Origin of the sequence: Mycobacterium noviomagense, from assembly GCF_010731635.1 — a bacterium.
Classification (GTDB): Bacteria; Actinomycetota; Actinomycetes; order Mycobacteriales; family Mycobacteriaceae; genus Mycobacterium; species Mycobacterium noviomagense.
Genome location: NZ_AP022583.1, coordinates 2,656,188 through 2,680,166, shown reverse-complemented (window position 1 = coordinate 2,680,166; position 23,979 = coordinate 2,656,188). Strand labels below are relative to the sequence as shown.

At 66.9% G+C, this 23,979-nt stretch carries 16 protein-coding genes; 6 read left to right on the top strand and 10 right to left on the bottom strand.

What is annotated here, in order from left to right:
• Nucleotides 1-310: 310 nt before the first annotated feature.
• The 4 genes from G6N15_RS12400 to G6N15_RS12385 form a co-directional block, all read right to left on the bottom strand.
• On the bottom strand, nucleotides 311-4,261 hold the full coding sequence (locus G6N15_RS12400; protein ID WP_083088334.1) for a DNA-directed RNA polymerase subunit beta': 3,951 nt from the start codon (nucleotides 4,259-4,261) through the stop codon (nucleotides 311-313).
• Nucleotides 4,262-4,305: 44 nt separating this feature from the next.
• On the bottom strand, nucleotides 4,306-7,812 hold the full coding sequence (gene rpoB, locus G6N15_RS12395) for a DNA-directed RNA polymerase subunit beta (RefSeq protein ID WP_139797872.1): 3,507 nt from the start codon (nucleotides 7,810-7,812) through the stop codon (nucleotides 4,306-4,308).
• Between the two features lie 402 nt (nucleotides 7,813-8,214).
• Complete coding sequence (locus tag G6N15_RS12390) at nucleotides 8,215-9,294, bottom strand: ABC transporter ATP-binding protein (protein WP_083088333.1); 1,080 nt, start codon at nucleotides 9,292-9,294, stop codon at nucleotides 8,215-8,217.
• Between the two features lie 113 nt (nucleotides 9,295-9,407).
• Nucleotides 9,408-10,916, bottom strand: a complete 1,509-nt coding sequence (locus tag G6N15_RS12385) for a carotenoid oxygenase family protein (protein ID WP_083088340.1) — start codon at nucleotides 10,914-10,916, stop codon at nucleotides 9,408-9,410.
• Between the two features lie 83 nt (nucleotides 10,917-10,999).
• On the opposite strand from G6N15_RS12385, the gene G6N15_RS12380 reads away from it, so the two are divergent.
• The gene (locus G6N15_RS12380) at nucleotides 11,000-11,710 is read left to right on the top strand and encodes a TetR/AcrR family transcriptional regulator (RefSeq protein ID WP_083088332.1); all 711 of its coding nucleotides are present in this window, start codon (nucleotides 11,000-11,002) and stop codon (nucleotides 11,708-11,710) included.
• Here the strand turns inward: G6N15_RS12380 and rplL are convergent.
• From rplL to G6N15_RS12350, 6 genes are all read right to left on the bottom strand, one after another.
• Complete coding sequence (gene rplL, locus G6N15_RS12375; RefSeq protein ID WP_083088331.1) at nucleotides 11,703-12,095, bottom strand: 50S ribosomal protein L7/L12; 393 nt, start codon at nucleotides 12,093-12,095, stop codon at nucleotides 11,703-11,705. The genes G6N15_RS12380 and rplL overlap by 8 nt on opposite strands.
• A gap of 47 nt (nucleotides 12,096-12,142) precedes the next feature.
• Nucleotides 12,143-12,718 carry a 50S ribosomal protein L10 gene (gene rplJ, locus G6N15_RS12370; RefSeq protein ID WP_083088339.1) on the bottom strand — a complete coding sequence of 192 codons (576 nt, stop codon included), beginning with the start codon at nucleotides 12,716-12,718 and terminating at the stop codon, nucleotides 12,143-12,145.
• A 255-nt stretch (nucleotides 12,719-12,973) separates the two neighbouring features.
• A complete protein-coding gene (locus G6N15_RS12365; RefSeq protein WP_083088330.1) occupies nucleotides 12,974-13,879 on the bottom strand; it encodes an ROK family protein in 906 nt (301 codons plus the stop codon).
• Between the two features lie 4 nt (nucleotides 13,880-13,883).
• A complete protein-coding gene (locus tag G6N15_RS12360; RefSeq protein ID WP_083088329.1) occupies nucleotides 13,884-14,492 on the bottom strand; it encodes a DUF7158 domain-containing protein in 609 nt (202 codons plus the stop codon).
• Complete coding sequence (locus G6N15_RS12355; RefSeq protein ID WP_083088328.1) at nucleotides 14,489-18,634, bottom strand: glycoside hydrolase family 38 N-terminal domain-containing protein; 4,146 nt, start codon at nucleotides 18,632-18,634, stop codon at nucleotides 14,489-14,491. The genes G6N15_RS12360 and G6N15_RS12355 overlap by 4 nt, the downstream gene beginning before the upstream one ends.
• Nucleotides 18,635-18,656: 22 nt before the next feature.
• Complete coding sequence (locus tag G6N15_RS12350; RefSeq protein ID WP_083088327.1) at nucleotides 18,657-19,424, bottom strand: endonuclease/exonuclease/phosphatase family protein; 768 nt, start codon at nucleotides 19,422-19,424, stop codon at nucleotides 18,657-18,659.
• Nucleotides 19,425-19,442: 18 nt separating this feature from the next.
• Between G6N15_RS12350 and G6N15_RS12345 the strand changes: the two genes are divergently transcribed.
• The 5 genes from G6N15_RS12345 to mmaA2 all read left to right on the top strand — a co-directional run bounded on the left by G6N15_RS12345 (nucleotide 19,443) and on the right by mmaA2 (nucleotide 23,866).
• Nucleotides 19,443-20,021, top strand: coding sequence for a nucleotidyltransferase (locus tag G6N15_RS12345; RefSeq protein WP_083088326.1), 579 nt, complete (start codon nucleotides 19,443-19,445; stop codon nucleotides 20,019-20,021).
• A gap of 6 nt (nucleotides 20,022-20,027) precedes the next feature.
• Nucleotides 20,028-20,630: a DinB family protein gene (locus G6N15_RS12340; RefSeq protein ID WP_083088325.1), complete on the top strand. Its 603-nt coding sequence runs from the start codon at nucleotides 20,028-20,030 to the stop codon at nucleotides 20,628-20,630.
• A 75-nt stretch (nucleotides 20,631-20,705) separates the two neighbouring features.
• Nucleotides 20,706-22,064 (top strand): ABC1 kinase family protein, encoded by a 1,359-nt coding sequence (locus G6N15_RS12335; RefSeq protein ID WP_083088324.1) that lies wholly within the window; start codon nucleotides 20,706-20,708, stop codon nucleotides 22,062-22,064.
• Nucleotides 22,054-22,992: an alpha/beta fold hydrolase gene (locus G6N15_RS12330; RefSeq protein ID WP_083088338.1), complete on the top strand. Its 939-nt coding sequence runs from the start codon at nucleotides 22,054-22,056 to the stop codon at nucleotides 22,990-22,992. The genes G6N15_RS12335 and G6N15_RS12330 overlap by 11 nt, the downstream gene beginning before the upstream one ends.
• A gap of 10 nt (nucleotides 22,993-23,002) precedes the next feature.
• The gene (gene mmaA2 / locus G6N15_RS12325; RefSeq protein WP_083088337.1) at nucleotides 23,003-23,866 is read left to right on the top strand and encodes a cyclopropane mycolic acid synthase MmaA2; all 864 of its coding nucleotides are present in this window, start codon (nucleotides 23,003-23,005) and stop codon (nucleotides 23,864-23,866) included.
• Nucleotides 23,867-23,979 lie beyond the last annotated feature (113 nt).

Genomic DNA, 23,979 nt, shown 5'->3' with positions numbered 1-23,979 from the left:
CCCTTTCCGTCCAGATATCTTGTGGTGGAGCGTGTTTCGGAGAGGGCGAAAACAAAACAGGAGTCTCACTCACGTGCTCACAGGCAACAATCCACCGCCCCCGCACAACCACCAGGGGGTGCCCTCCAGCCACCAAGCTGCTCGCCGTGCTCACCGGCAACACAGACGCAACGGGGTCACCGAAACACCCCTAAAGCGTCAACCCGCACCGGCCCGCGAAGCAACCACCCACCCAGCCGAACGGCCAGTGCTAATTTTCATCTTCCACCGCGGGGCGAAGCCCCCTGGCAGCTGCTCGCGCTAGGGAACGCTACCGGTAGTCGCTGTAGCCGTAGTCGTCCAGCGGCACCGCGGCTCCGGTGGCCTGGCCGAAGTCCGGGCTGTAGTACTGATCCTCGTACGACGGGATCGTGTACGCGGCGGCCCGGGCCTCCTCGGTCGGCTGCACCTGGATGTTGCGGTAGCGGTTGATCCCGGTTCCGGCCGGGATCAGCTTGCCGATGATCACGTTTTCCTTCAGACCGTTGAGCTTGTCGCTACGGCAGTTGATCGCCGCGTCGGTCAGCACCCGGGTGGTCTCCTGGAACGACGCCGCGGACAGCCACGAGTCGGTGGCCAGCGACGCCTTGGTGATTCCCATCAGCACCGGGCGACCGGCGGCGGGCTCGCCGCCTTCGGCCACCACCCGCCGGTTCTCGGCCTCGAACTCCGCGCGGTCGATCAGCGAGCCGGGCAGGAACTCCGTCGAGCCCGAGTCGATGATGGTGACCCGGCGCAGCATCTGGCGGACGATCACCTCGATGTGCTTGTCGTGGATCGACACACCCTGCGCCCGGTAGACCTGCTGGACCTCCTTGGTGAGGTGGATCTGCACCTCGCGGGGGCCCTGCACGCGCAGCACCTCGTGCGGGTCGGCCGAGCCTTCCATCAGCTGCTGGCCCACCTCGACGTGGTCGCCGTCGGCGAGCACACGCTCGCTGCCGTCTTCGTGCTTGAACACGCGCAGCCGCTGACGCTTGGAGAGCTTGTCGTAGACCACTTCTTCGCCACCGTCGTCGGGGACGATCGTGATCTTGTAGAAACGCTCGCCCTCCTCGAGCCGGATACGTCCGGTGACGTCGGCGATCGGCGCCTTGCCGCGCGGCACCCGGGCCTCGAACAGCTCCTGCACCCGTGGCAGACCGCTGACGATGTCCTCACCGACACCACCCTGGTGGAACGTGCGCATGGTCAGCTGCGTGCCGGGCTCACCGATGGACTGCGCCGCAACGATTCCCACAGCCTCGCCGATGTCGACCAGCTTGCCGGTGGCCATCGAGCGCCCGTAGCAGGTCGCACACACACCCATCCCGGTCGCACAGGTGAGCACCGAGCGCACCTTCACGGACGTGATCCCGGCCGCCAACAGCGCCTCGATCTCTGGGTCGCCCAGGTCCCGGCCGCGTTCGACGATGACGTTGCCGTCCGTGTCGACCGCGTCGGTGCCCAGCGTGCGGGCGTACGCCGAGGTCTCGATGAACGGGTCGCGGATCAGCGTGCCGTCGGCTTGGCGCTCGGCCAGCTCGACGGTGATGCCGCGCTCCGTGCCGCAGTCGGCTTCGCGGACGATGACGTCCTGCGATACGTCCACCAGCCGGCGGGTCAGGTAACCCGAGTCGGCGGTACGCAACGCGGTGTCCGCCAAGCCCTTTCGCGCGCCGTGGGTGTTGATGAAGTACTCCAACACCGTCAGGCCCTCACGGAACGACGACTTGATCGGCCGCGGGATGAACTCACCCTTCGGGTTGGTCACCAGGCCCTTCATTCCGGCCAGCGTCCGGGTCTGGGTGAAGTTACCGGTCGCACCGGACTCCACGATCGTGATGATCGGGTTGTCGTCGGGGTAGTGCTCGCGGAGCGCCTGACCGACCTCGTCGGTGGCTTCCTTCCAGATCTCCACCAGCGCCTCGTTGCGCTCGTCGTGGTTCAAAGCACCGCGCTGGAACTGCTTTTCGACCTTGTCGGCCCGCTCTTCGTAGGCGTCGAGGATCGCTTGCTTGTTCGGCGGCACCAGCACGTCGGCCATCGACACCGTCACACCGGAGCGGGTGGCCCAGTAGAAGCCGGCGTCCTTGAGCTTGTCGACGGTCTGGGCGACCACAATCATCGGGTAGCGCTCGGCCAGGTCGTTGATGATGGTGGCCTGCACCTTCTTGTGCATCTGCTTGTTGACGAACGGATAGCCCTGCGGCAGCAGCTCATTGAACAGCACTCGGCCCAGCGTGGTCTCCGCCGTCCAGGCATCGCCTGCGCGCCAACCGTTTCGGCCGAACAGCTCGTCCTCGATTTCGACTGGCGGGCGCAGCTGGCTCAACCGCACCTTGATCTTGGCCCGCACGCTCAGGGCGCCGCGGTCCATCGCCATGATCGCCTCGGCCGGCGAGCTGTACACGCCGCTTTCCGGCGAATCCTTGCCAGCCGGCTGGTATTCGCCGGTGTCGCCGGGCACTTCGGTGGTGAGGTAGTACAGCCCGGTCACCATGTCCAGTCGCGGCATGGCCAGCGGCCGGCCCGACGCGGGCGACAGGATGTTGTTCGAGGACAGCATCAGGATGCGGGCCTCGGCCTGTGCCTCGGCGCTCAACGGCAGGTGCACCGCCATCTGGTCGCCGTCGAAGTCGGCGTTGAACGCCTCACACACCAAGGGGTGCAGCTGAATTGCCTTGCCTTCGATCAGCATTGGCTCGAAGGCCTGGATACCCAACCGGTGCAGGGTGGGTGCGCGGTTCAGCAGCACCGGGTGCTCGGCGATGACCTCTTCGAGCACATCCCACACCTGCGGACGCTGACGCTCCACCATCCGCTTGGCGCTCTTGATGTTCTGCGCGTGGTTGAGGTCGACCAACCGCTTCATCACGAACGGCTTGAACAACTCCAACGCCATCAGCTTGGGCAGGCCGCACTGGTGCAGCTTGAGCTGCGGGCCGACCACGATCACCGAACGGCCCGAGTAGTCAACACGCTTACCGAGCAGGTTCTGGCGGAACCGGCCCTGCTTGCCCTTGAGCAAGTCGCTCAACGACTTCAGCGGACGGTTGCCCGGCCCGGTGACGGGACGGCCGCGACGGCCGTTGTCGAACAGCGCGTCCACCGACTCCTGAAGCATCCGCTTCTCGTTGTTGACGATGATCTCGGGCGCGCCGAGGTCGATCAGCCTCTTGAGCCGGTTGTTGCGGTTGATGACCCGGCGGTACAGGTCGTTCAAGTCCGACGTGGCGAACCGGCCACCGTCGAGCTGCACCATCGGGCGCAGTTCCGGCGGGATCACCGGGACGGCGTCGAGCACCATGCCCATCGGCGAGTTGGACGACTGCTGGAACGCCGCCACTACCTTGAGCCGCTTCAGCGCACGAAGCTTCTTCTGGCCCTTGCCGCTTCGGATCACCTCACGCAGCGAGTCGGCCTCGGCCTCGATGTCGAAGGTCTCGATCAGCTTCTGGATCGCCTCGGCGCCCATGGCGCCGGTGAAGTACTCGCCGTAGCGGTCGACCAGCTCGCGGTAGAGGTTCTCGTCGACGATCAGCTGCTTGGGGGCCAGCTTGGTGAAGGTGTCCCAGATCTCCTGCAGCCGGTCCAGCTCACGTTGCGCACGGTCGCGAATCTGGCGCATCTCCCGTTCGCCGCCGTCGCGAACCTTCCGTCGCGCATCGGCTTTCGCGCCTTCGGCCTCCAGCTCGGCGAGGTCGGCCTCGAGCTTTTGGGCGCGGGCCTCCAGCTCGGCGTCGCGCTGGTCCTCGATCTGCTTGCGCTCGGTGGCCATCTCCGCCTCGAGCGTGGACAGCTCGTTGTGCCGCATCTCGTCGTCGACCTCGGTGATGACGTAGGCCGCGAAGTAGATGATCTTCTCGAGATCCTTCGGCGCCAGGTCAAGCAGGTAGCCCAACCGGGAAGGCACGCCCTTGAAGTACCAGATGTGCGTGACCGGTGCGGCCAGCTCGATGTGGCCCATCCGCTCGCGGCGCACCTTGGCGCGAGTCACCTCGACACCGCAGCGCTCACAGATGATGCCCTTGAAGCGCACGCGCTTGTACTTGCCGCAGTAGCACTCCCAGTCGCGAGTCGGTCCGAAGATCTTCTCGCAGAACAGGCCGTCCTTCTCCGGCTTCAGCGTGCGGTAGTTGATGGTCTCCGGCTTCTTGACTTCACCGTAAGACCATTGCCTGATGTCCTCCGCGGTGGCGAGGCCGATGCGGAGTTCATCGAAGAAGTTGACGTCTAGCACGTAACTCCCTTTCCCCTTGCGGGTTTAGTGACGAAATCGAAAGATCACGCTAAGTCTTCTACAGAGGCAGATTCGTTGCGCGACAAGTTGATTCCCAGGTTGGCGGCGGCGCGTTCCAGGTCCTCGTCTTCGCCTTCACGCAGCTCGATGGCCGCGCCGTCGCTTGAGAGCACCTCGACGTTGAGGCACAGCGACTGCAGCTCTTTGAGCAGCACCTTGAACGACTCGGGGATCCCCGGCTCGGGGATGTTCTCGCCCTTGACGATCGCCTCGTACACCTTGACCCGGCCGACGGTGTCGTCGGACTTGATGGTCAACAGCTCCTGCAGCGTGTACGCCGCGCCGTAGGCCTGCATGGCCCAGCACTCCATCTCACCGAACCGCTGACCACCGAACTGCGCCTTACCGCCCAGCGGCTGCTGGGTGATCATCGAGTACGGCCCGGTCGAGCGGGCGTGGATCTTGTCGTCCACTAGGTGGTGCAGCTTCATGATGTACATGAAGCCAACCGTCACCGGGTACGGGAACGGCTCACCGGAGCGCCCGTCGAACAGCACCGCCTTGCCGTCGCCGTCGACCAGCACCTCGCCGTCGCGGTTGGGCAGCGTGGCCGACAGCAGCCCCTGCAGCTCGGTCTCCTGGGCGCCGTCGAACACCGGTGTGGCGACGATCTTGTTGGGCTCGGCCTCCAGCAGCTCCTCGGGCAGCCTGGACGCCCAGTCCGGCACGCCGCCCGCGGTGTCGATCTTCCACCCGCTGTGCGCGCACCAACCCAGGTGCGTCTCCAGGATCTGGCCGATGTTCATCCGTCGCGGCACCCCGTGGGTGTTGAGGATGATGTCCACCGGGGTGCCGTCCGGCAGGAACGGCATGTCCTCGACCGGCAGGATCTTGCCGATCACACCCTTGTTGCCGTGCCGGCCGGCCAGCTTGTCGCCGTCGGAGATCTTGCGCTTCTGGGCCACGTAGACGCGGACCAGCTCGTTGACCCCCGCCGGCAGCTCGTCGTCGTCCTCGCGGGAGAACACCCGGATGCCGATGACCTTGCCGGACTCGCCGTGCGGCACCTTCAGCGAGGTATCGCGAACCTCGCGGGCCTTCTCGCCGAAGATCGCCCGCAGCAGCCGCTCCTCCGGGGTCAGCTCGGTCTCCCCCTTCGGGGTGACCTTGCCGACCAGGATGTCGCCGTCGCGGACCTCGGCGCCGATGCGCACGATGCCGCGCTCGTCGAGGTCGGCCAGCACTTCGTCGGAGACGTTGGGGATGTCGCGGGTGATCTCCTCGGCGCCCAGTTTGGTGTCGCGGGCGTCGATCTCGTGCTCCTCGATGTGGATCGAGGTGAGGATGTCCTCCTCGACGAGCCGGTTGGAGATGATGATTGCGTCCTCGTAGTTGTGGCCTTCCCACGGCATGATCGCGACGAGCAGGTTCTTGCCCAGCGCCATCTCGCCGTGCTCGGTGCACGGGCCGTCGGCGATCACCTGTCCCGCCTCCACCCGGTCGCCTGTGTCGACGATCGGACGCTGGTTGGCGCACGTGCCGTGGTTGGAGCGGGCGAACTTGCGCAGCCGGTAGGTGTGCCGGGTGCCGTCGTCGGCCATCACCGTGATGTAGTCGGCCGACACCTCTTCGATGACGCCGCTCTTGTCGGCGACGACGACGTCACCGGCGTCGATCGCGGCGCGCAGCTCCATCCCCGTGCCCACCAGCGGTGCCTCGCTGCGCACCAGCGGGACCGCCTGGCGCTGCATATTGGCACCCATCAGGGCCCGGTTGGCGTCGTCGTGCTCGAGGAACGGGATCATCGCGGTGGCCACCGACACCATCTGGCGCGGCGAGACGTCCATGTAGTCCACCTCGGAAGAGGACACGTACTCGACCTCGCCAGCCTTGCGGCGCACCAGAACTCGCGGCTCGGTGAACCGGCCGTTGTCGTCGATCGGCGAGTTGGCCTGCGCCACGACGTGGCGGTCCTCCTCGTCGGCGGTCAGGTACTCGATCTCGTCGGTGACCACACCATCGACCACCTTGCGGTACGGCGTCTCGATGAACCCGAACGGGTTGACCCGCGCGTACACCGACAGCGAGCCGATCAGACCGATGTTCGGGCCCTCCGGGGTCTCGATCGGACACATCCGGCCGTAGTGGGACGAGTGCACGTCGCGGACTTCCAGCCCGGCCCGCTCACGCGACAGACCACCGGGACCCAGCGCCGAGAGCCGGCGCTTGTGGGTGAGGCCGGACAGCGGGTTGTTCTGGTCCATGAACTGCGAGAGCTGGCTGGTGCCGAAGAACTCCTTGATCGCGGCGACCACCGGGCGGATGTTGATCAGGGTCTGCGGCGTGATCGCCTCGACGTCCTGGGTGGTCATCCGCTCGCGCACCACGCGCTCCATGCGGGACATACCGACCCGGATCTGGTTCTGGATCAGCTCGCCGACCGTGCGCAACCGCCGGTTGCCGAAGTGGTCGATGTCGTCGGTTTCCACCGGCACCTCGACGCCGCCGGGGACGGTCATCGTGGCGTGGCCCTCGTGCAGGCGGACCAGGTACTCGATGGTGGCGACGACGTCCTCCTCGGTGAGCGTCGTCGTGGTGGGTGCGTTCTCGGAGTTCAGGCCGAGCTTCTTGTTGACCTTGTAGCGACCCACGCGAGCCAGGTCGTAGCGCTTCTCCTTGAAGAACAGGTTCTCCAGGAGGGTCTGCGCGGACTCCTTGGTCGGCGGTTCGCCCGGGCGCAGCTTGCGGTAGATGTCCAGCAGCGCCTCGTCGGTGCCGGCGGTGTTGTCCTTCTCCAGCGTCGACATCATGATCTCGGAGAAGCCGAACCGCTCGGTGATCTGCTCGTTGGTCCAGCCCAGCGCCTTGAGCAGCACGGTTACCGGCTGGCGGCGCTTGCGGTCGATGCGCACCCCGACGGTGTCGCGCTTGTCGACGTCGAACTCCAGCCACGCGCCGCGACTGGGGATCACCTTGACGCTGTGCAGCGTCTTGTCGGTGGACTTGTCGATGGTCTCGTCGAAGTACACGCCGGGCGAGCGCACCAGCTGGCTGACCACGACCCGCTCGGTCCCGTTGATGATGAACGTGCCCTTCTCGGTCATCATCGGGAAGTCGCCCATGAACACCGTCTGGCTCTTGATCTCGCCGGTGTTGTTGTTGATGAACTCGGCGGTGACGAACAGCGGGGCCGCGTACGTCATGTCCTTGTCTTTGCACTCGTCGACGGGTGCCTTGACCTCGTCGAAGCGCGGGTCGGAGAAGGACAGCGACATCGAGCCGGAGAAGTCCTCGATCGGCGAAAGCTCGTTCAGCACTTCTTCGAGCCCACCGACCGGATTCTCTTCGCCGCGAGCGATAGCGGCCTCACGCCAATGCGGCGATCCGATCAGCCACTCGAACGAGTCGGTCTGCACGTCGAGCAGGCCCGGAACCTCGAGTGGTTCACGCAGCTTGGCGAAGGAAATTCGGTTGGGTGCTCCCGGAACGGAGTTGTAAGAAGAATTCTGAGTACCTGAGGGGTTTTTCTTGCTCTGGCGGGAGACTGCCAAGATGCATCCTTCCAGCACCTCGTGCGGCTCGCCGGTGTCGAACCTGTTCGCCGCGGTAACTATGTCGGTTCGGCTGGCGAACGATCCGACCGGATCTCCACGCACGCAACTAGATCGCTGAGCCAGAAATGGGACTCAGGCTAAGACCACGGTGTCAGGTAGCGGTGAGATGGGCAGGATGCAGCCAGCGCAACGTCCAACAATAGCGCAGGACTGCGCATTCCTCAACTACCGTGCACGAGCGGTATCCGCGTATCGGGCGCTGGCTGGCGTCTCGACCAATCGTGCACGCATGCTGCCCAACAGACTGACCCGTTTGCGCCCGTCCGTCAAGAGGTGACGCGCCTAGTTGTCGTGGAGTTTATTGAGGACTTTCCTTCCGGGCGGACGGCTGGCTGTCGGTTACTGCCGCTGCGCGGGCATCGTCGCGGTCTCTTCCTCGTCGCCGCGATGGCGGCCGCTGTCACGGTCGTAGTCCTGCCGCGAGCCCACGTCTTCGACGCCCTCGTTGCGGAACGATTCCAGGATCGCTTCTTGGGCATCCTTGGGCAGCAGGTGCAGGTTGCGCCGGACGCGCTCCTGGCGGCGCTTGACCGCCTTGCGCTCCGGCATGCCCGGCGTCGCGGTGATCTGCGGCGGCACACCCTCAAGCTCCTCGACACCACCGCCGTGGTGGCCGGCTTCGATGTGGGCCTGCTCCTCGGCCATGGTGGCCTCGTCCTTTTCCTCGGACATCCCGATCGGGCCGATGCGGCGGCCGTTGAGGAACTGGCGCACGACCGGCTCGTCGCTGGTCAACAACACTTCCCGAGGACCGAACATCACCAGCTTGCGGCGGAACAGCATGCCCATGTTGTCCGGGACGGTGCGGGCGATGTTGATGTTGTGGGTCACGATGAAGATCGTGGCGTCGATCTGGGCGTTGATGTCGATCAGCAACTGGCTCAAGTAGGCGGTGCGGACGGGGTCCAAACCGGAGTCCGGCTCGTCGCAGAGGATGATTTCCGGGTCCAGCACGAGCGAGCGGGCCAGGCTGGCGCGCTTGCGCATACCACCGGAAATCTCACCCGGGAACTTCTTCTCGTCACCGGCCATACCGACCATGGCCAGCTTCTCCATGACGATGTCACGGATTTCGCTTTCCTTTTTCTTGGTGTGCTCGCGGAGCGGGAATGCGACGTTGTCGTAGAGGTTCATCGACCCGAACAACGCCCCGTCCTGGAACATGACGCCGAACAGCCGGCGGATCTCGTAGAGCTCCTTGGCCGAGCACTCCGTGATGTCGGTGCCGTCGACGACGATCGAGCCGCGCTCCGGCTTGAGCAAACCGATCAGACACTTCAGGAACACCGATTTACCGGTACCGGATGGGCCCAGCAGCACACTGACCTCACCGGGGGGGACCTCCATGGTGACGTCTTCGAAGACTCTCGCGGGTCCGAAGGACTTGGTTACTCCCTCGACTTCAATAGCGGTACCCATGGGAAACCCTTCCTCCGACGTCGCTCCCCGCCACCTAGCCGTGGCCTGTGGTATGAGTCACTGTAGCGCACCCGGCTAAGCATTGCCTTAGGCCGCCACAAGCTTCCCACGCATCACCTATTCGGCGCCCAATTGCCGTGAAATCCCATCGGTACGCGCTGCGGCAGATGCACGGTGGCAACCGATTCACATGTCTGGGCGTCGAGGATCAGCAGTTGCCCCTCGTCGCTGCCGCGGTGGTGGCCGTAGCCCATCAAGATGCCGTTGTCTTCAGCGTCGCCTTGCGCACCGCCAGTCGGTGCTGGCACGAAGCACATCTCCCCGATCATCAGATCCGGGTCAAGAGGAGCGACGGTCGCGGACCCGGTCTGGTAGTCGTGCTTGTACAGCGAGGTGCGCATCGCCGACGCGCCACCAACCAAGTATCCGTCGTCCAGGCCCACGGTGTAGCCGAAGCGGTGCCGACGGCCGGTCAGAATCTCGTTGATTCGAGGGAACTCTTGCGAGCGGTCGTCCCATCGTTCCGCTGTCACCGACCCGGTTGCCAGGTTGACGGTCCAGCGATCCAAGGTCGGCCGGCTGTCTCCGGGTCCGCGCCGGTCACGCTCGAACATCCGGTCGTAGCGCACCACGTCGAGGACGAGGACTTCGGCGCCTTGGCGGGTTTCCGAGTACGCATTGACCGGGTGAAAGACGTAGCACGGTTCGATGTCGAACCACCGGATGTCGGCGTTGCTGCCCTCTCGTGGCATGACGCCAATTCGGGCCTGGTACTTCGGGTTCCACGCATACGGGTAGCGGTTGCCACCCTTCGGGTCGCGGTTGATCCTGGCCAAAATCGGGCTCGGCATCTGGACGCGCCCGATCAGCGACTGCAGCACCAGCCGGGCAGGTAAGCCAAGCCAGCGCGGAACGTTCGCCGGTAGCGCCTGCACCGGATCGAACGTCACCGGCAGGTCGTAGATGACGACGTATTTGTCGGTCAGCGAAAAGTCGTGGATCGCCGGCGACCCACCCACTTCGATGTCGACCGTGCGGCGTGCCCGTCCGTTCGTGTCGATCACCGAATACTGGACGGTGTTGCCGCGCGCGAAAGAATAGGAAACCGCGTGCAGCTCCCCGGTTTGCGGATCGCGGTGCGGGTGAGCGGTGTAACCGCCGGTCAGGGTGCCGTCGAAGTCGCACGTGCCGACGGTGTCGAGGTCTTCGGTGAGCTCGTAGTTGGCGGCGCCGCCTTCCACGAGCGCCAGCGTGCGGCCGGCGTGGGCGAGCACGCTCGTATTGGCGCCGAGGGACAGCATTCCGGCGCGCGGGCTAAGCCGAGTGGGCGCAGGCTCGCCGAGGACCTTGGCCACGCGCGGGCTTCGGATCCAGCGGTTGCGGTACCAGGCGGCCTTGCCGTCGCGCAGCGCCACGCCGTGAACCATGCCGTCTCCGCTGAACCAGTGGTAGGTCGCCGGGTCGACCTCGGCGACCGGATTCGGACCATTGCGCAGGTAGCGCCCGTCCAGGTAGTCGGGAATCTGGCCGGTGACCGGTAAGTCGGTGGCGGTCACTTCGGTGTGGACGGGCGCCAAGAAGCCCTGCAGGTACGGGTTGTCGGGCGCAGCGCTCTGACGGATCGGCGAAGCAGACGTAGCGGTCACAGGCACTCCTATAACGGTGGTATAACGATGTTATTGCACCGTAGACCGTCTGTGTAAGGATGTCAACGATGAGTTCGGCGAGTGAGCCCAGCGTGCGCGACAAGCTGCTGCATGCCGCTGTCGGATTGCTTGACGAACACGGCCCGGATGCGCTGCAGACACGCAAGGTGGCCAGCGCCGCGGGCACCTCGACGATGGCGGTGTACACGCACTTCGGCGGGATGCGTGGGTTGATCGCCGCCGTCGCCGAGGAGGGGTTACGTCAGTTCGACGCCGCGCTGGCGGTGCCGGAAACGCCGGACCCGGTCGCCGACCTGGTGGCCATCGGCATCGCCTATCGGCGGTACGCAATCGAGCGTCCGCATATGTATCGGCTGATGTTCGGCAGCACCAGCGCGCATGGCATCAACGCACCGGCACGCGATTTGCTTGCGCTGAGCGTGGCCGAGATCAGCGACCACTACCCGAGTTTTGCGCACTTGGTGCGGGCTGTGCACCGGTCGATGCAGGTTGGCCGGATTACCGCGGGGTCGCCTGACGACGACGCCGCGGTGGTGAGTGTGGCCGCCCAGGTCTGGGCGCTGATTCACGGGTTCGTGATGCTGGAGTTGGCCGGCCACTACGGGGCCGACGGTGCAGCAGTGGGCCCGGTGCTGGCCGCTGGAGCGTCCAATCTGCTTGTCGCCCTGGGTGATTCACCAGAGCAGGTGCAGCAGTCGCAGCGGGCGGCGATTCAGGTCGCCGCCCGCCGTTCGGGTCGACTTACTTGACGGTGACGGTGGCGCCGGCGGCCTCGAGCTTGCTCTTGGCCTCGTCGGCGGCCTCCTTGGCCACCTTCTCCAGCAGCGGCTTGGGCGCGCTGTCGACGAGGTCCTTGGCCTCCTTGAGGCCCAGGCCCGAGACGATCTCGCGGACCACCTTGATCACGCCGATCTTCTTGTCGCCAGCCGACTCCAAGATGACGTCGAACTCGGATTGCTCTTCGCCGGCTTCCTCGGCAGCCGCTGCGGCGCCGGGAGCGGCGGCCACGGCGGCAACCGGGGCGGCCGCGGTGACCTCGAAGGTCTCCTCGAACTTCTTGACGAAGTCGGAGAGCTCCAACAGCGTCATTTCCTTGAACGCGTCGAGCAGTTCGTCAGTGGACAGCTTTGCCATGGTGGGGGTCCTTCCTTATCTCTTATTGCGGTCTGGGGGTCTTGGGGTTATTCCGGGCTCTCTGCCGGGGCTTCGGCGGCGGGAGTTTCCGCGGGCGCAGGTGCGGGTGCGGCCTCTTTCTTTTCCTGCAGTGCGGCGGCAAGCCGGGCCACTTGCGATGCCGGCGCGTTGAACAGTCCGGCCGCCTTGGCCAGGTTGCCCTTCATCGCGCCCGCGAGCTTGGCGAGCAGCACCTCACGCGACTCGAGGTCGGCGATGCGCTCCACCTCGGCGACGGTCAACGGGTGCCCGTCCATGTAGCCGCCCTTGATGACCAGCGCCTTGTGCTCTTTGGCGAAGGTCTTGATGGCTTTGGCCGCATCGACCGGCTCACCGCTGACGAAGGCGATGGCAGTCGGGCCGACAAACAACTCGTCCAAGCCCTCGATGCCAGCCTCCGTGGCAGCGCGCTTGACTAGCGTGTTCTTGGCGACCGAGTAGGTGGCCGAGCTGCCCAGTGAGCGGCGCAGCTCGGCCAGGTTGGCCACCGTGAGGCCGCGGTATTCGGTGATCAGAGTCGCCGTCGAGGCCTTGAACTGCTCGGCGATGTCTGCAACGGCGGTGGCCTTCTCAGCCCTGCCCATGCATACCTCCTGAGGTGAAAGTCCTTGCAGGTCCACGGCTTTGACCGGACGGCCCCGGAAATGACGAACGCCCCGACGCAGGATGCGGTCGGGGCGCGAATGGTCGGCGTGCGCCGACCTGGTGGCCTCGTCCTCCTGCGTGGGCCGCCGGGATATCCCGGGCTTTCAACCGATTCCTCGGTGACCGACGGTCTTCGGTGGATCGGCCACCACAATAGCGTGGTCGCCGCCATCAGCCAAAACGGCGATCCCCGCTCAGAGCCCGGCGAGTATGGCCGCACCGATCAGACCGGCGTCGGCGCCTAGCTCTGCGGGCACTACGCGCAGCCCGGTGAGGTAGTCCAAGCCGGCGTGTTCGGCCAGCGCCGCGCGCAGCGGGTCGAACAGCAGCTGGCCCGCATTAGCCACTCCCCCGCCGATGACGACCCGGTCGAGGTCGCACACCGCCGCGACCGAGGCGATCATCGCCGCCAGCGCCTTAGCGCCGCGACCGAATGCCTGCCGGGCCACCGGATCGCCCGCGGAAGCGGCGTCCGCGAGGTGTTTGGCGCCTGCGTCCGGTGAGCCACGCCAGCCGTTGGCCCGCGCCCATCGGACCAGGGCCGGGCCGGCTGCCAGAGTCTCGACGCAGCCGCGGCCCCCGCAGGAACAGGGCTGACCGTCCGGGTCCACGACGACGTGGCCGACGTGTCCGGCGTTGCCGGTGCGGCCGGGGTAGCCGCTACCGTCGAGCACCAATCCGCCGCCCACACCGGTGGAAACCACGATGCCGAGGAGGAAACGTGCGCCGCGCCCGGCGCCGTGGCAGTGCTCAGCGAGGACCATGCACAGTCCGTCACCGGCCAGGCGCACGGGCACGTCGGGTACGACGGCCGCGACCCGATCGCGCAACGGGAAGCCGCGCCAGCAGGTGATGTTGATCGGGCTGACGGTGCCGCTGGGGACGTCGATCGGGCCGGCCGACGCTATGCCGACCGCGCGCACAGCACCGTCGGCCACGGTCATCGCGTCGGTGATCAGCTTCGCCACCGGAGTCCAAATATCTTCTGCGCGTGGCGAATTCGGTGTCGCAACGATGGCCGAATGTACTAGGGCACCGACGGGGTCGACGAGTCCGGCGGCGATAGTGGTGCCGCCGATATCGAGGGCGAGAGTGAGCATGTGATCAGTGCCGGTGGGTGTTGTCGGGTTGGCGCGGGTCGCCGGGGTGCTCGTAGCCCGGAGCCAGCTGAACGAGCGCGGCTCGGCGCTCGTCGAGCCACACCCGGAAGGCGCGGCGCCGCGCGGCGCCGCGCAGGTGTTCGGTGATCGCGGGCCGAACCTGCGCCAAAGGCGGGGCAACCAAGGCCGATGTGCGCCAGCCGTCACCGTCGCGTGGTGCTACAGCGAATCGCATCGGGTTGCGGGCGTGATAGTCGGCGACCTCCTCGTCGCTGACCTCCACCGCCGCGGTGACATACACGAACAGCGCGCGAGCCGTCGGGTCCCGCAACGCCGCCGCGGCGATGCTGCCGATCTCCAGCCGAGCCGACATGTCCGGCAGCACTTCCGCCTCGGTCGGGGCGTGCGCAGCGGTCAGGCCGAGAGCGTCGGCCTCGGCGGCGACTACCCGCTCGGTGACAATCAGCTGGGTCAGCCAGCGGCGCAGCTGGCGGCCTTCGCTGGTACCGCGCGCGGGGAGCGCGCCGGCCAGCGGACCGTCACGCAGCGCGCTTTCGCGTGCGTCGACCTCGTCGACACTGACCGGCACGCCGCCGACGGTCGCGGCAATCATCGGATCCTCACTTTCACCGCGAGTGAGTACAGCAGCCGCCCGGCACAGCCCACCCGGATCAGGGCCCACCACTTTCCGGCGGCAGCCGACAGCGGCGGGGTGACGTTGAAGCCAAGGGTGACGGTGCCGCGGGCAGGCAGCACGGCACCGCACGCCGCCGGGCCGATCCAGTCCCACGTTCCCCACGGGCTGATCAGATGCGCCTCGAGCGCGAGATCGGCGTGCGCGTCCGTGCCGACAGTGACGGTCAGGCGCGTCCGACCGCCGGCGGTGAGCTCGGCGTCGGCCGGCCCCTCGACGAGGTAGACCAGCCGCTGCTCAGCTGACGCATCCACAGCGACCGTGCAGACGTCTTCGACGACTTGCTGCCAGGCCCGGGGCAACTGCTCGCCGCTGAGTCGGAGTTGGGCGCGTATCGGGTAGAGGCCCGGCTCGGTGCCCGGCGGCATGGTCACGACCACGTCGGCTTCCCGGTATGCGCCGGGCCGCAATGTGAACGGCAGGCGCGCCGGGCTGGCCGCCCAGCCGTGCGGGCACAGCAGTGTGACGGTGCCGCACACAGCGGCATCGGTGCAGTCGCTGGCGGCGGTCAGCCGCAGCACCACCTCTGACCCCGGCTCGGCGGCGACCGTGTGCGGGTGCAGGTAAGCGACGGCGGGCAGCCCACCGAGCGGCGCCGGGCCGCGGTTGTGCAACCAATATCGCGCGTAAAGCGGCTGTGCCGCTTCGGTTTCCGGAGCCAGCGCGGCGTCGTCGGCGTCGAGCACCTTGGGGATGTCGAGGCGGGCCGTGACAGTGGCGATCTGGTAGCCATGCAGGGCGCTGGTGGGGCTGTGCGGCTGCGGGTTTTCCAGCAGGTCGGCCGCACACACGTCGGACACCGTGCCCACTGTCGAGCCGAGGACGACGTCGGTGTCGGTGCCGGCGGTTTCGACAAGCCGCACGGTGACGGTGCCGGGGTCAACGGGCTGCGCGCGTCCACGAGCGAGCGGGTTGCCGGCCGCCTTGAGCGCGCCGAGCTGTACCGCGCCGGCCGGCTCCAGGTGCAGCAGCGAGCCAGTCGGGGTCAGCCGGCCGGCGCCCTGTCCGCCCACGGCGAGCAGCGGATGGGAGAACTCCGCGCTACGGGCACAGATGCCGGCGCGCCGCCAGTCGCCGTTGTCGGCAACCAGCGCGTAGTCGAAGTCGTGCGTCCAGTGCTGGAGCTGGAAGGCGGAGCCGTCGGGAACGCTGCGGCGCGGCTCGTCGATCCAGATGCCCGACGGCCAGCCGGTGCAAGACCGCATCAACGCGGTGTGCAGGGTGCCGTCGGTCTCGACAGCGAAGCTGGGTACTCCTCGGTTCAGTAGCGCTATCGTGCGCGCCTCGAATGCTGGCAGCTGGGCGGGCACCTGCTGGGTGACGACGACCTCGGCATCGGCGAGGTCGTCGGCGAGCGCTGTGACCGCAGCGGCCAGATCGCAGTCGTCGCGGCCGGCGATCACCAGCACCGGCAGCGCCCGCGGATCGCGCAGGTCGGCGCCGGGCACCCAGGCTCTGACCAACGGCGCCGCCGCGGGCACCCAGACTCGGGCCCGACCGGTCTGACCCAACTGGCGGTCAAGCTCTGCGCTGTAGGACGGGTCGGCTGCGGCCAGCACCGCCTTGGTGAACACGTTGCGGTCCGGCCCGCCCAACGCGACGCGGGTGTCGGGCAGGTTGGAGTCGACGCCGAGATGACCGTAGCGGGGTTTGTCCGCGCCGCTGCAGGTGGCCGTGACCCCGGAGCGCACCAGCGCGACCATCAGCTCGCGCGCCAGCGGGCCCGATGCCGTCTCCGACGGCGACACCACCTCGGCCACCGACACCGCGCGCACGGCGTTGCCGACCCGGAGACGCAGCGCCGACGACAGCCCGAACCAGCCGTAGGCTGGGTTGTCCAACGTCCACGGATGCCGCGCGGTGTCCACCGAGCGCCCGTCGTCGTGCAGTAGCGCGAAGCCGCGGCCGACGACGGCGTCGCCGACCTCGCTGACTGGCATCGCGCCCGCAACCGGGCATGGCCAGCGCAGGCGCGCCAACCGATCAGCCCCGGTGAACTCGTCAACGCTGGTCCGGCAGTCCACCCGAGCGATCCCGCGCCACAGGGTCAGCGTCTGGGTGTAGTGCAGCAGCGTGCCGATGCGGCCGCGTATGACGAGCCGCTGGCCGACCGGGCACCTGTAGGCACGCACCTCCGCAGCTGTTTCCGACGAGCACACGACCGGGCCTCTAGGGAGCAGGTGCCACGGCCCTTCGCCGCCGGTCGGATGCGCCGGGTACTCCTCGTACAGGGCCAGCTCGTTGCCGACCCGGCCGGCGCCGATCAGCTCGTGACCGTCGTGAATCCAGGAGGACACCCCACCACCGCGGGCCGGGTCGACGGTCAGCCGGTAGTGCTCGTTGCCAATCACGTTGCCCGACAACGGCTCCCAGGCCGGTGGCTTACCGGGCACCACCCGATAGGCCCGCCACCCCTGCGACGGCACGTCGTGCGCCAGAAACGTCACCGAGCGTCCGTCGTGCTCGACGACCGCGGGCAGCGCAACACCGGCCGCGTCAACAATTCGCGCCGGCCCGTCGAGGCGGACGGTAACCACATCAGTTCGCTTGTGCGACAACGAGTTCCACACCACGAGATCACCGTCAACCGCACGGGACAATAGCGCTAGCGACCGATCCCGCACTGTGCGGCCCAGTTCCCACGCCTCGCGCCAGCCGGTGAGCAGGTCGAGGTAGACCTGGTCAGATTCCGAGCCGGTGATGGCGTCGTGGTGGGCGCCGTAGGCCAGCTGCACCCACGCCTTGGCCAACGCCGCCTGCGGATACCGCGCGCCGGTCAGCAGCGCAGCGAACACCGCGAACTTTTCCGCGTCCAGAACCGCGGTTTCGGCAGCCCGGTTGGCCTGTTTGGTGTCGATAAACGACACGTCCTTGCCGGTATAGATCGGGTTCATGTCACGCGTTTGCGGCGACGCCGCCAGCCGGCGAGCGTCCAGTTCGCCCCGCACTGCGGCGAAAAACTCGCGCGGCAGCGCGCACGCGAACCGCGGCCAGGTGTAACGGGCCGCCCAGTCGCGGTGAATCGCGGTGACCCACTTGTTCGGTGGCGTGTAGTCGGTGCCGACCGGCAGCAACACGTTGCGGGTCAGCGCGACCTGTTTGAGCTCCTCGAACAGTCGGTAGGTGGCCTGCTCTGCCTCGGCTAGCGACGTCGACTCGTCCATCCACCAGCCGGCCGAATAATGCGCGGGCATGTAGTGGGTGAGCAGCCCGCGCCCCGACGGCGCGATCCACTCGAACTCGCTGCAGAACTGCATGCCGGAAAGCCCTGTGTCGCTGTGCATCGGCCCCCACTGATGGTGTGGCCCGCGGGCCCACGAACTCGACGTCAGACCGGCGTCGGCGGCCATGCCGGGAAACTGCGGGTCGTGGCCGAACGCATCGAGCTGCCAAGCCGTAGCCGGCTCGGCGCCCAGCACGTCGCATTGAAAACCACGGCCGTTCACGAAGTTTCGGATCGTCGTCTCGGGACTGGTGAGGTTGGTGTTTGGCTCGTTGTAGGTGCCGCCCATGATCTCCACCCGGCCGTCTGCAATGAACCGCCGCAGATCGGCGCGGTCCTCGGGATGGCTGTCCCAGTACGGCTTGAGGTAGTCGACTTCAGCGAGCACGAACTTGTAGTCAGGGTCGCGGCGGGCCATCTCCAGATGCGCGTGGACGAGCTCGAAGCCGTTGGTCTGCCGGCAGCGTCCGGGCGGGTCTTCGCACCACACGCTGGTGTAGGCGCCCTGCGTGTTCCACCACACCGGGTCGTAGTGGAAGTGGCTGATCATGAACATCGTCCAGCCGGGTTCGGCCACGGTGAAGGTGAACTCCACCGCCGAATCGGCGGCCCATACCCGCGCACCATGCAAAGCGCCAACAATCGGCTCTGCCACTGCGACCGGGATTTCCACCACACCGTCACCGGCCGCCGCGACTGCCTCCCCGGCCAGGCCGTGGCCATCGACGCGGATCGGTGTCGGCTCGCTGCACCCGCCGTAGGTCGCCCGCACCACCTGCAGCGGCGCGTCGGGCGGCCCGACGAACAGCTCGGTGGACTCTGCGGAAAGCACCTGCATTCCCGCACTTTACGACCAGAACTCAGCGGCGCGAGACGTCGACGACCAGCGGGCGGTGATCGGAAATCGTCAGCTTGGCCGTCGACACATCGTCGGCGGTCAACATCCGGTCGTCGGTGAGGATGTGGTCGAGCTGACGTTCGGGTGCGTCGGCGGGAAACGTCGGCGCTGTTGCCAGCGGCCGCAGTCGTGACCAACGCTGCGGCGACGGCGGGGTCATGTTGAGGTCGCCCATCAGCACTCGCGGGCCGGGAAAGCCGCGCAGATCGCGGGTCAGCCGGCGCAGCTGGACCCGGTTCCAGCCGGGGACGAACGACAGGTGGGTATTGGCCACGGTCAGCGGGCCCACGTCGGTGTCCAAGCGCGCGATCACCGCGGCGCGGGGTTCTTCGTCGACGATCTGCACCCGCCCGGGCCCGGGCAGATACATCGGGAACTTCGCCGGGATTTGCGGCAGCCGCAGCACCTGCCAGGTCGTCGCCGGGAATCGCGACAGCAGCGCGATGCCGTACGCGGCAGTACCGGGCTGCTCGTCGCCGGTCGCGGCCATCCACGTCGCGCCCGGGGTGCCCGAGATCGCGGCGACGAACCGGTGGCTGACCGCGCCCATCGCCTCCACCGCGACCGCGGTCAGGTCGGCCATCGCCGAGCGCGGCTGCTCGCAGTCGACCTCCTGCAACGCCAGCACATCGGCGTCCAGCCGCCTCACGCAGTCGGCGAGCCGGTCCAGGTCCACCTCGCCGTCGTCGAGGTTGCGTCCGTGCAGGATGTTGAAGGTCGCCAGCCGCATGGGTACTACCTACCCACCATGACGAGCACCGGATCATCCGAGACTGCGGCGGAAGCGCGCAGTGACGACTTTCGTGAGGCGTTGCGACGCGCCGCGTCGGCGCTCAAGGCGCATGGCCCGGAGTTCGCGCTCGCGGGCAGCTATGCGCTGTGGGTGTTCGGCGGCCCGGAACCGGTGCACGACGTCGACTTCGCCGTCGCGGAGTCCGACGCCGACGCCGCGGCCATCACCTTGGCCACCGCCGGGTTCAGCATCGACCGCACGCCGGAGGACTGGCTGTTCAAGGCCTGCCTCGACGACGTGGTCGTGGACGTGCTGCACCGGATCAACGGGGTCCCGGTCGACGACGCGATGATCAAGTCCGCAAAGAGCTACGAGGTCTTGGCGATCCGCATGCCGGTGCTGTCACCGACCCAGGTGATGACCGAGAAGCTGTGCTCGTTGAATGAGCACCGCTGCGACTTTGCGACGTTGCTGCCCGCCGCGCGAGCCGTGCGCGAGCAAGTGGACTGGGACAAGGTGCGCGCAGACACCGCCGACAACGACTTCGCGGCGGCTTTTCTCGTGCTGACCGATCGGCTGGGCATTACTGTCTAGCTCACCATGCCTGCCCTCGCCCCACCCGTCGCCGACGAACGCCAGGCGCTACGGGAATACCTTGCCTATCACCAGAGTGCGTACTTTGCGGTGTCCTACGGTCTGACCGACGAACAGGCCCGCTCCACGCCAACGGTCAGCGCGCTGTCGATCGGCGGGTTGATCAAACATGCCACCGGCATGCAGCGGACGTGGATGGCGCGAGTCGCCGCCGCGCCCGAAGCCCCGCCGAAGGACACCCGCCCGTTCGAGGAAATCGCCAAGGAGTTCGCCGACCAGCACGTGATGCACCCCAGCGAGACGCTCGCCGGGCTGCTGAGCGCCTTCGAGGAGCAGAACGCTAAGACGCTGCACCTGGCGGAAACCGCCGCCCTCGACGCGGCGGTGCCCGTGCCGGAAGACATTCCGTGGTTTCCGAAGAACATCGGCGCCTGGTCGGTGCGCTGGGTGATCCTGCATGTGATCAACGAATTGGCCCGCCACGCGGGGCACGCCGACATCATCCGGGAAAGCATCGACGGCGCAACGATGTACGAGCTGATCGCCGCCCGTGAGAACTGGGAACCGCAGGCCTGGCTGACTCCGTGGCGGCCACGCGACGCGACGTGAGCGGCCCCGCGGCGCGACGTGAGCGGCCTCACGCCGATTGGGAGTTGACAGCGACCCTTTGGCACACTTGCTGGAATGACCACCAACCACCGCGAGGTAGCCAAGCTTGATCGGGTGCCCTTGCCGGTCGAGGCGGCCCGCATCGGCGCGACGGGGTGGCAGGCCACCCGGACCGCGGCCCGCGTCGTCACCAAACTGCCGGGCCGTGGTAGCTGGCAGCAGAAGGTCATCAAGCAGATGCCGCAGACCTTCGCCGACCTGGGGCCCACCTACGTCAAATTCGGGCAGATCATCGCGTCGAGCCCGGGCGCATTCGGGGAATCGCTGTCCCGCGAATTCCGCAGCCTGCTCGACGCGGTGCCACCCGCGAAACCCGCCGAAATACACAAGCTGTTCAAGGAGGACCTCGGCGCCGAGCCGTCGGAGTTGTTCGCCGAGTTCGATGAGGAGCCTTTCGCCTCTGCGTCAATCGCGCAGGTGCACTACGCCAAGTTGCACACCGGCGAAGACGTCGTCGTCAAGATCCAGCGCCCGGGCATCCGCCGGCGGGTAGCCGCCGATCTGCAGATCCTGAAACGCTTCGCGCAGCTCGTCGAGCTGGCCAAGCTGGGCCGGCGGCTATCCGCCCAGGACGTCGTCGCCGACTTTGCCGACAACCTCGCCGAGGAACTGGACTTCCGGCTGGAAGCACAGTCGATGGAGGCGTGGGTGTCGCATCTGCATACCTCGCCGCTCGGCAAGAACATCCGGGTTCCGACCGTCTATTGGAACTACACCACCGAGCGGGTGCTGACCATGGAGCGGGTGCAGGGCATCCGCATCGACGACGCCGCGGCTATCCGCAAAGCCGGGTTCGACGGCACCGAGCTGGTCAAGGCGCTGCTGTTCAGCCTGTTCGAGGGCGGACTGCGACACGGCCTGTTCCACGGCGACCTGCACGCCGGCAACCTCTACGTCGACGAGCAGGGCCGCATCGTGTTCTTCGACTTCGGGATCATGGGCCGCATCGAGCCGCGCACCCGCTGGCTGCTGCGAGAGTTGGTCTATGCGCTGCTGGTCAAAAAGGACCATGCCGCCGCCGGCAAGATCGTCGTGCTCATGGGCGCCGTCGGCACCGTCAAGCCCGAGGCGCAGGCCGCCAAGGACCTGGAAAAGTTCTCCACCCCGCTGACCATGCAAACGCTGGGCGAGATGTCCTACGCCGACATCGGCCGCCAGCTCTCGGCGCTGGCCGACGCCTACGACGTCAAGCTGCCCCGCGAGCTGGTGCTGATCGGCAAGCAGTTCCTCTACGTCGAGCGGTACATGAAGCTGCTGGCCCCAAAGTGGCAGATGATGTCGGACCCGCAGCTCACCGGCTACTTCGCCAACTTCATGGTCGAGGTCAGCCGCGAATACGACCCCGACAGCACCGGTGTCGCGCATGGCGGATGAGCCCCTGGCCGAAGCAGCCGCGCGGTCTGGCATCGCCCGCTCCGGCGATCTCGACATCTATTACGAGGACATGGGTCACCCCGACGACCCGGCCGTGCTGCTGATCATGGGGCTGGGCGCGCAACTGCTGCTGTGGCGCAAGGCGTTCTGCGAGAAGCTGGTAGCCGACGGGTTTCGGGTCATCCGTTACGACAACCGCGACGTTGGCCTGTCCACCAAATTCGATCGGCAAAAGGCCGGAGGATCCCGGACCGTTCGGATGATCAAGTTCTGGCTGGGTCTGCCCGCCAAGTCGGTCTACACGCTGGAAGACATGTCCGACGACGCCGCCGCGGTGCTCGACCACCTCGGTATCCAGCGAGCCCACATCGTCGGTGCCTCGATGGGCGGGATGATCGCGCAGATTTTCGCAGCGCGCTTTCCAGAGCGCACGCGGTCGCTGGCGGTGATCTTCTCCAGCAACAACCGGCGCTTCCTGCCGCCGCCGGCGCCGCGCGCCTTGATGGCGGTGCTCAAGGCGCCGCCACCCAGCTCGCCGCGGGAGGTGATCGTCGCCAACGCGGTGCGCGTCACCCGCATCATCGGTAGCCCGGCTTACCCGGCGCCCGAGGAGCGCATCCGCGCCGAGGCGATCGAGGGCTACGAACGCAGCTTTTACCCGTGGGGTGTACCGCGGCACTTCGGGGCGGTGCTGGCCAGCGGCAGCCTGGTCCGCTACGACCGGCGGATCAGCGCGCCAACGGTCGTCATCCATGGCAAGGCCGACAAGCTGATGCGGCCCTCGGGCGGGCGGGCGGTGGCTCGCGCCATCCGCGGGGCCCGCCTGGTGTTGTTCGACGGCATGGGTCATGAGCTGCCCGAACAGCTGTGGGATCGGGTGATAGGCGAGCTCAAGAGCAATTTCGCCAGGGCCGCCCAGGTCAGTTAGCATGCCTCGGATGGCAGACAAGCTGACCCCGCACTTCGAGGACGTGCAGGCCCACTACGACCTGTCCGACGAGTTCTTCGCGCTGTTCCTCGACCCAACCCGCACCTACAGCTGCGCGTACTTCGAGCGCGACGACATGACGCTGGAGGAAGCCCAGATCGCCAAGATCGACCTAGCGCTGGGCAAGCTCGGTCTGCAGCCGGGTATGACGCTGCTGGACGTCGGCTGCGGCTGGGGCGCCACGATGCGCCGGGCCATCGAGAAGTACGACGTCAACGTCATCGGCCTGACGCTGAGCAAGAACCAGGCCACCCACGTGCAGAAGACGTTCGACGACATGGACACACCCCGCTCCCGGCGGGTGCTGCTGCAGGGCTGGGAGCAGTTCGACGAGCCCGTCGACCGGATCGTGTCGATCGGCGCGTTCGAGCACTTCGGGCACGACCGCTACGACGACTTCTTCAAGATGGCCCATGAGGTGCTGCCCGACGACGGCGTGATGCTGCTGCACACCATCACCGGGCTGACCGGACCGCAGTGCGTCGAGCGCGGCATCCCGCTGACTTTCGAGATGGCCCGCTTCATCAAATTCATTGTCACGGAGATCTTTCCGGGCGGCCGGCTGCCCTCGATCGAAATGGTCGAGGAGCGCTCGGCTAACGCCGGTTTCACGCTGACACGTCGCCAGTCGCTGCAGCCGCACTACATCAAGACCCTCGAGCACTGGGCCGCAGCCCTGGAGTCGCACAAGGACGAGGCCATTGCGATTCAGTCCGAAGAGGTCTACGAGCGCTACATGAAGTATCTGACCGGCTGCGCGAAGGGATTCCGTACCGGCTACATCGACGTCAACCAATTCACATTGGAAAAGTGATTCACGGCATACCGAGTTTCAGGGCGGCAACGTAGGCGTCGGGTAGGGTTGCACGTCACTGCCCGACGTTTCGTGCGTGCACCAGCCACTGAACATCGACCAGGAGAACAAGA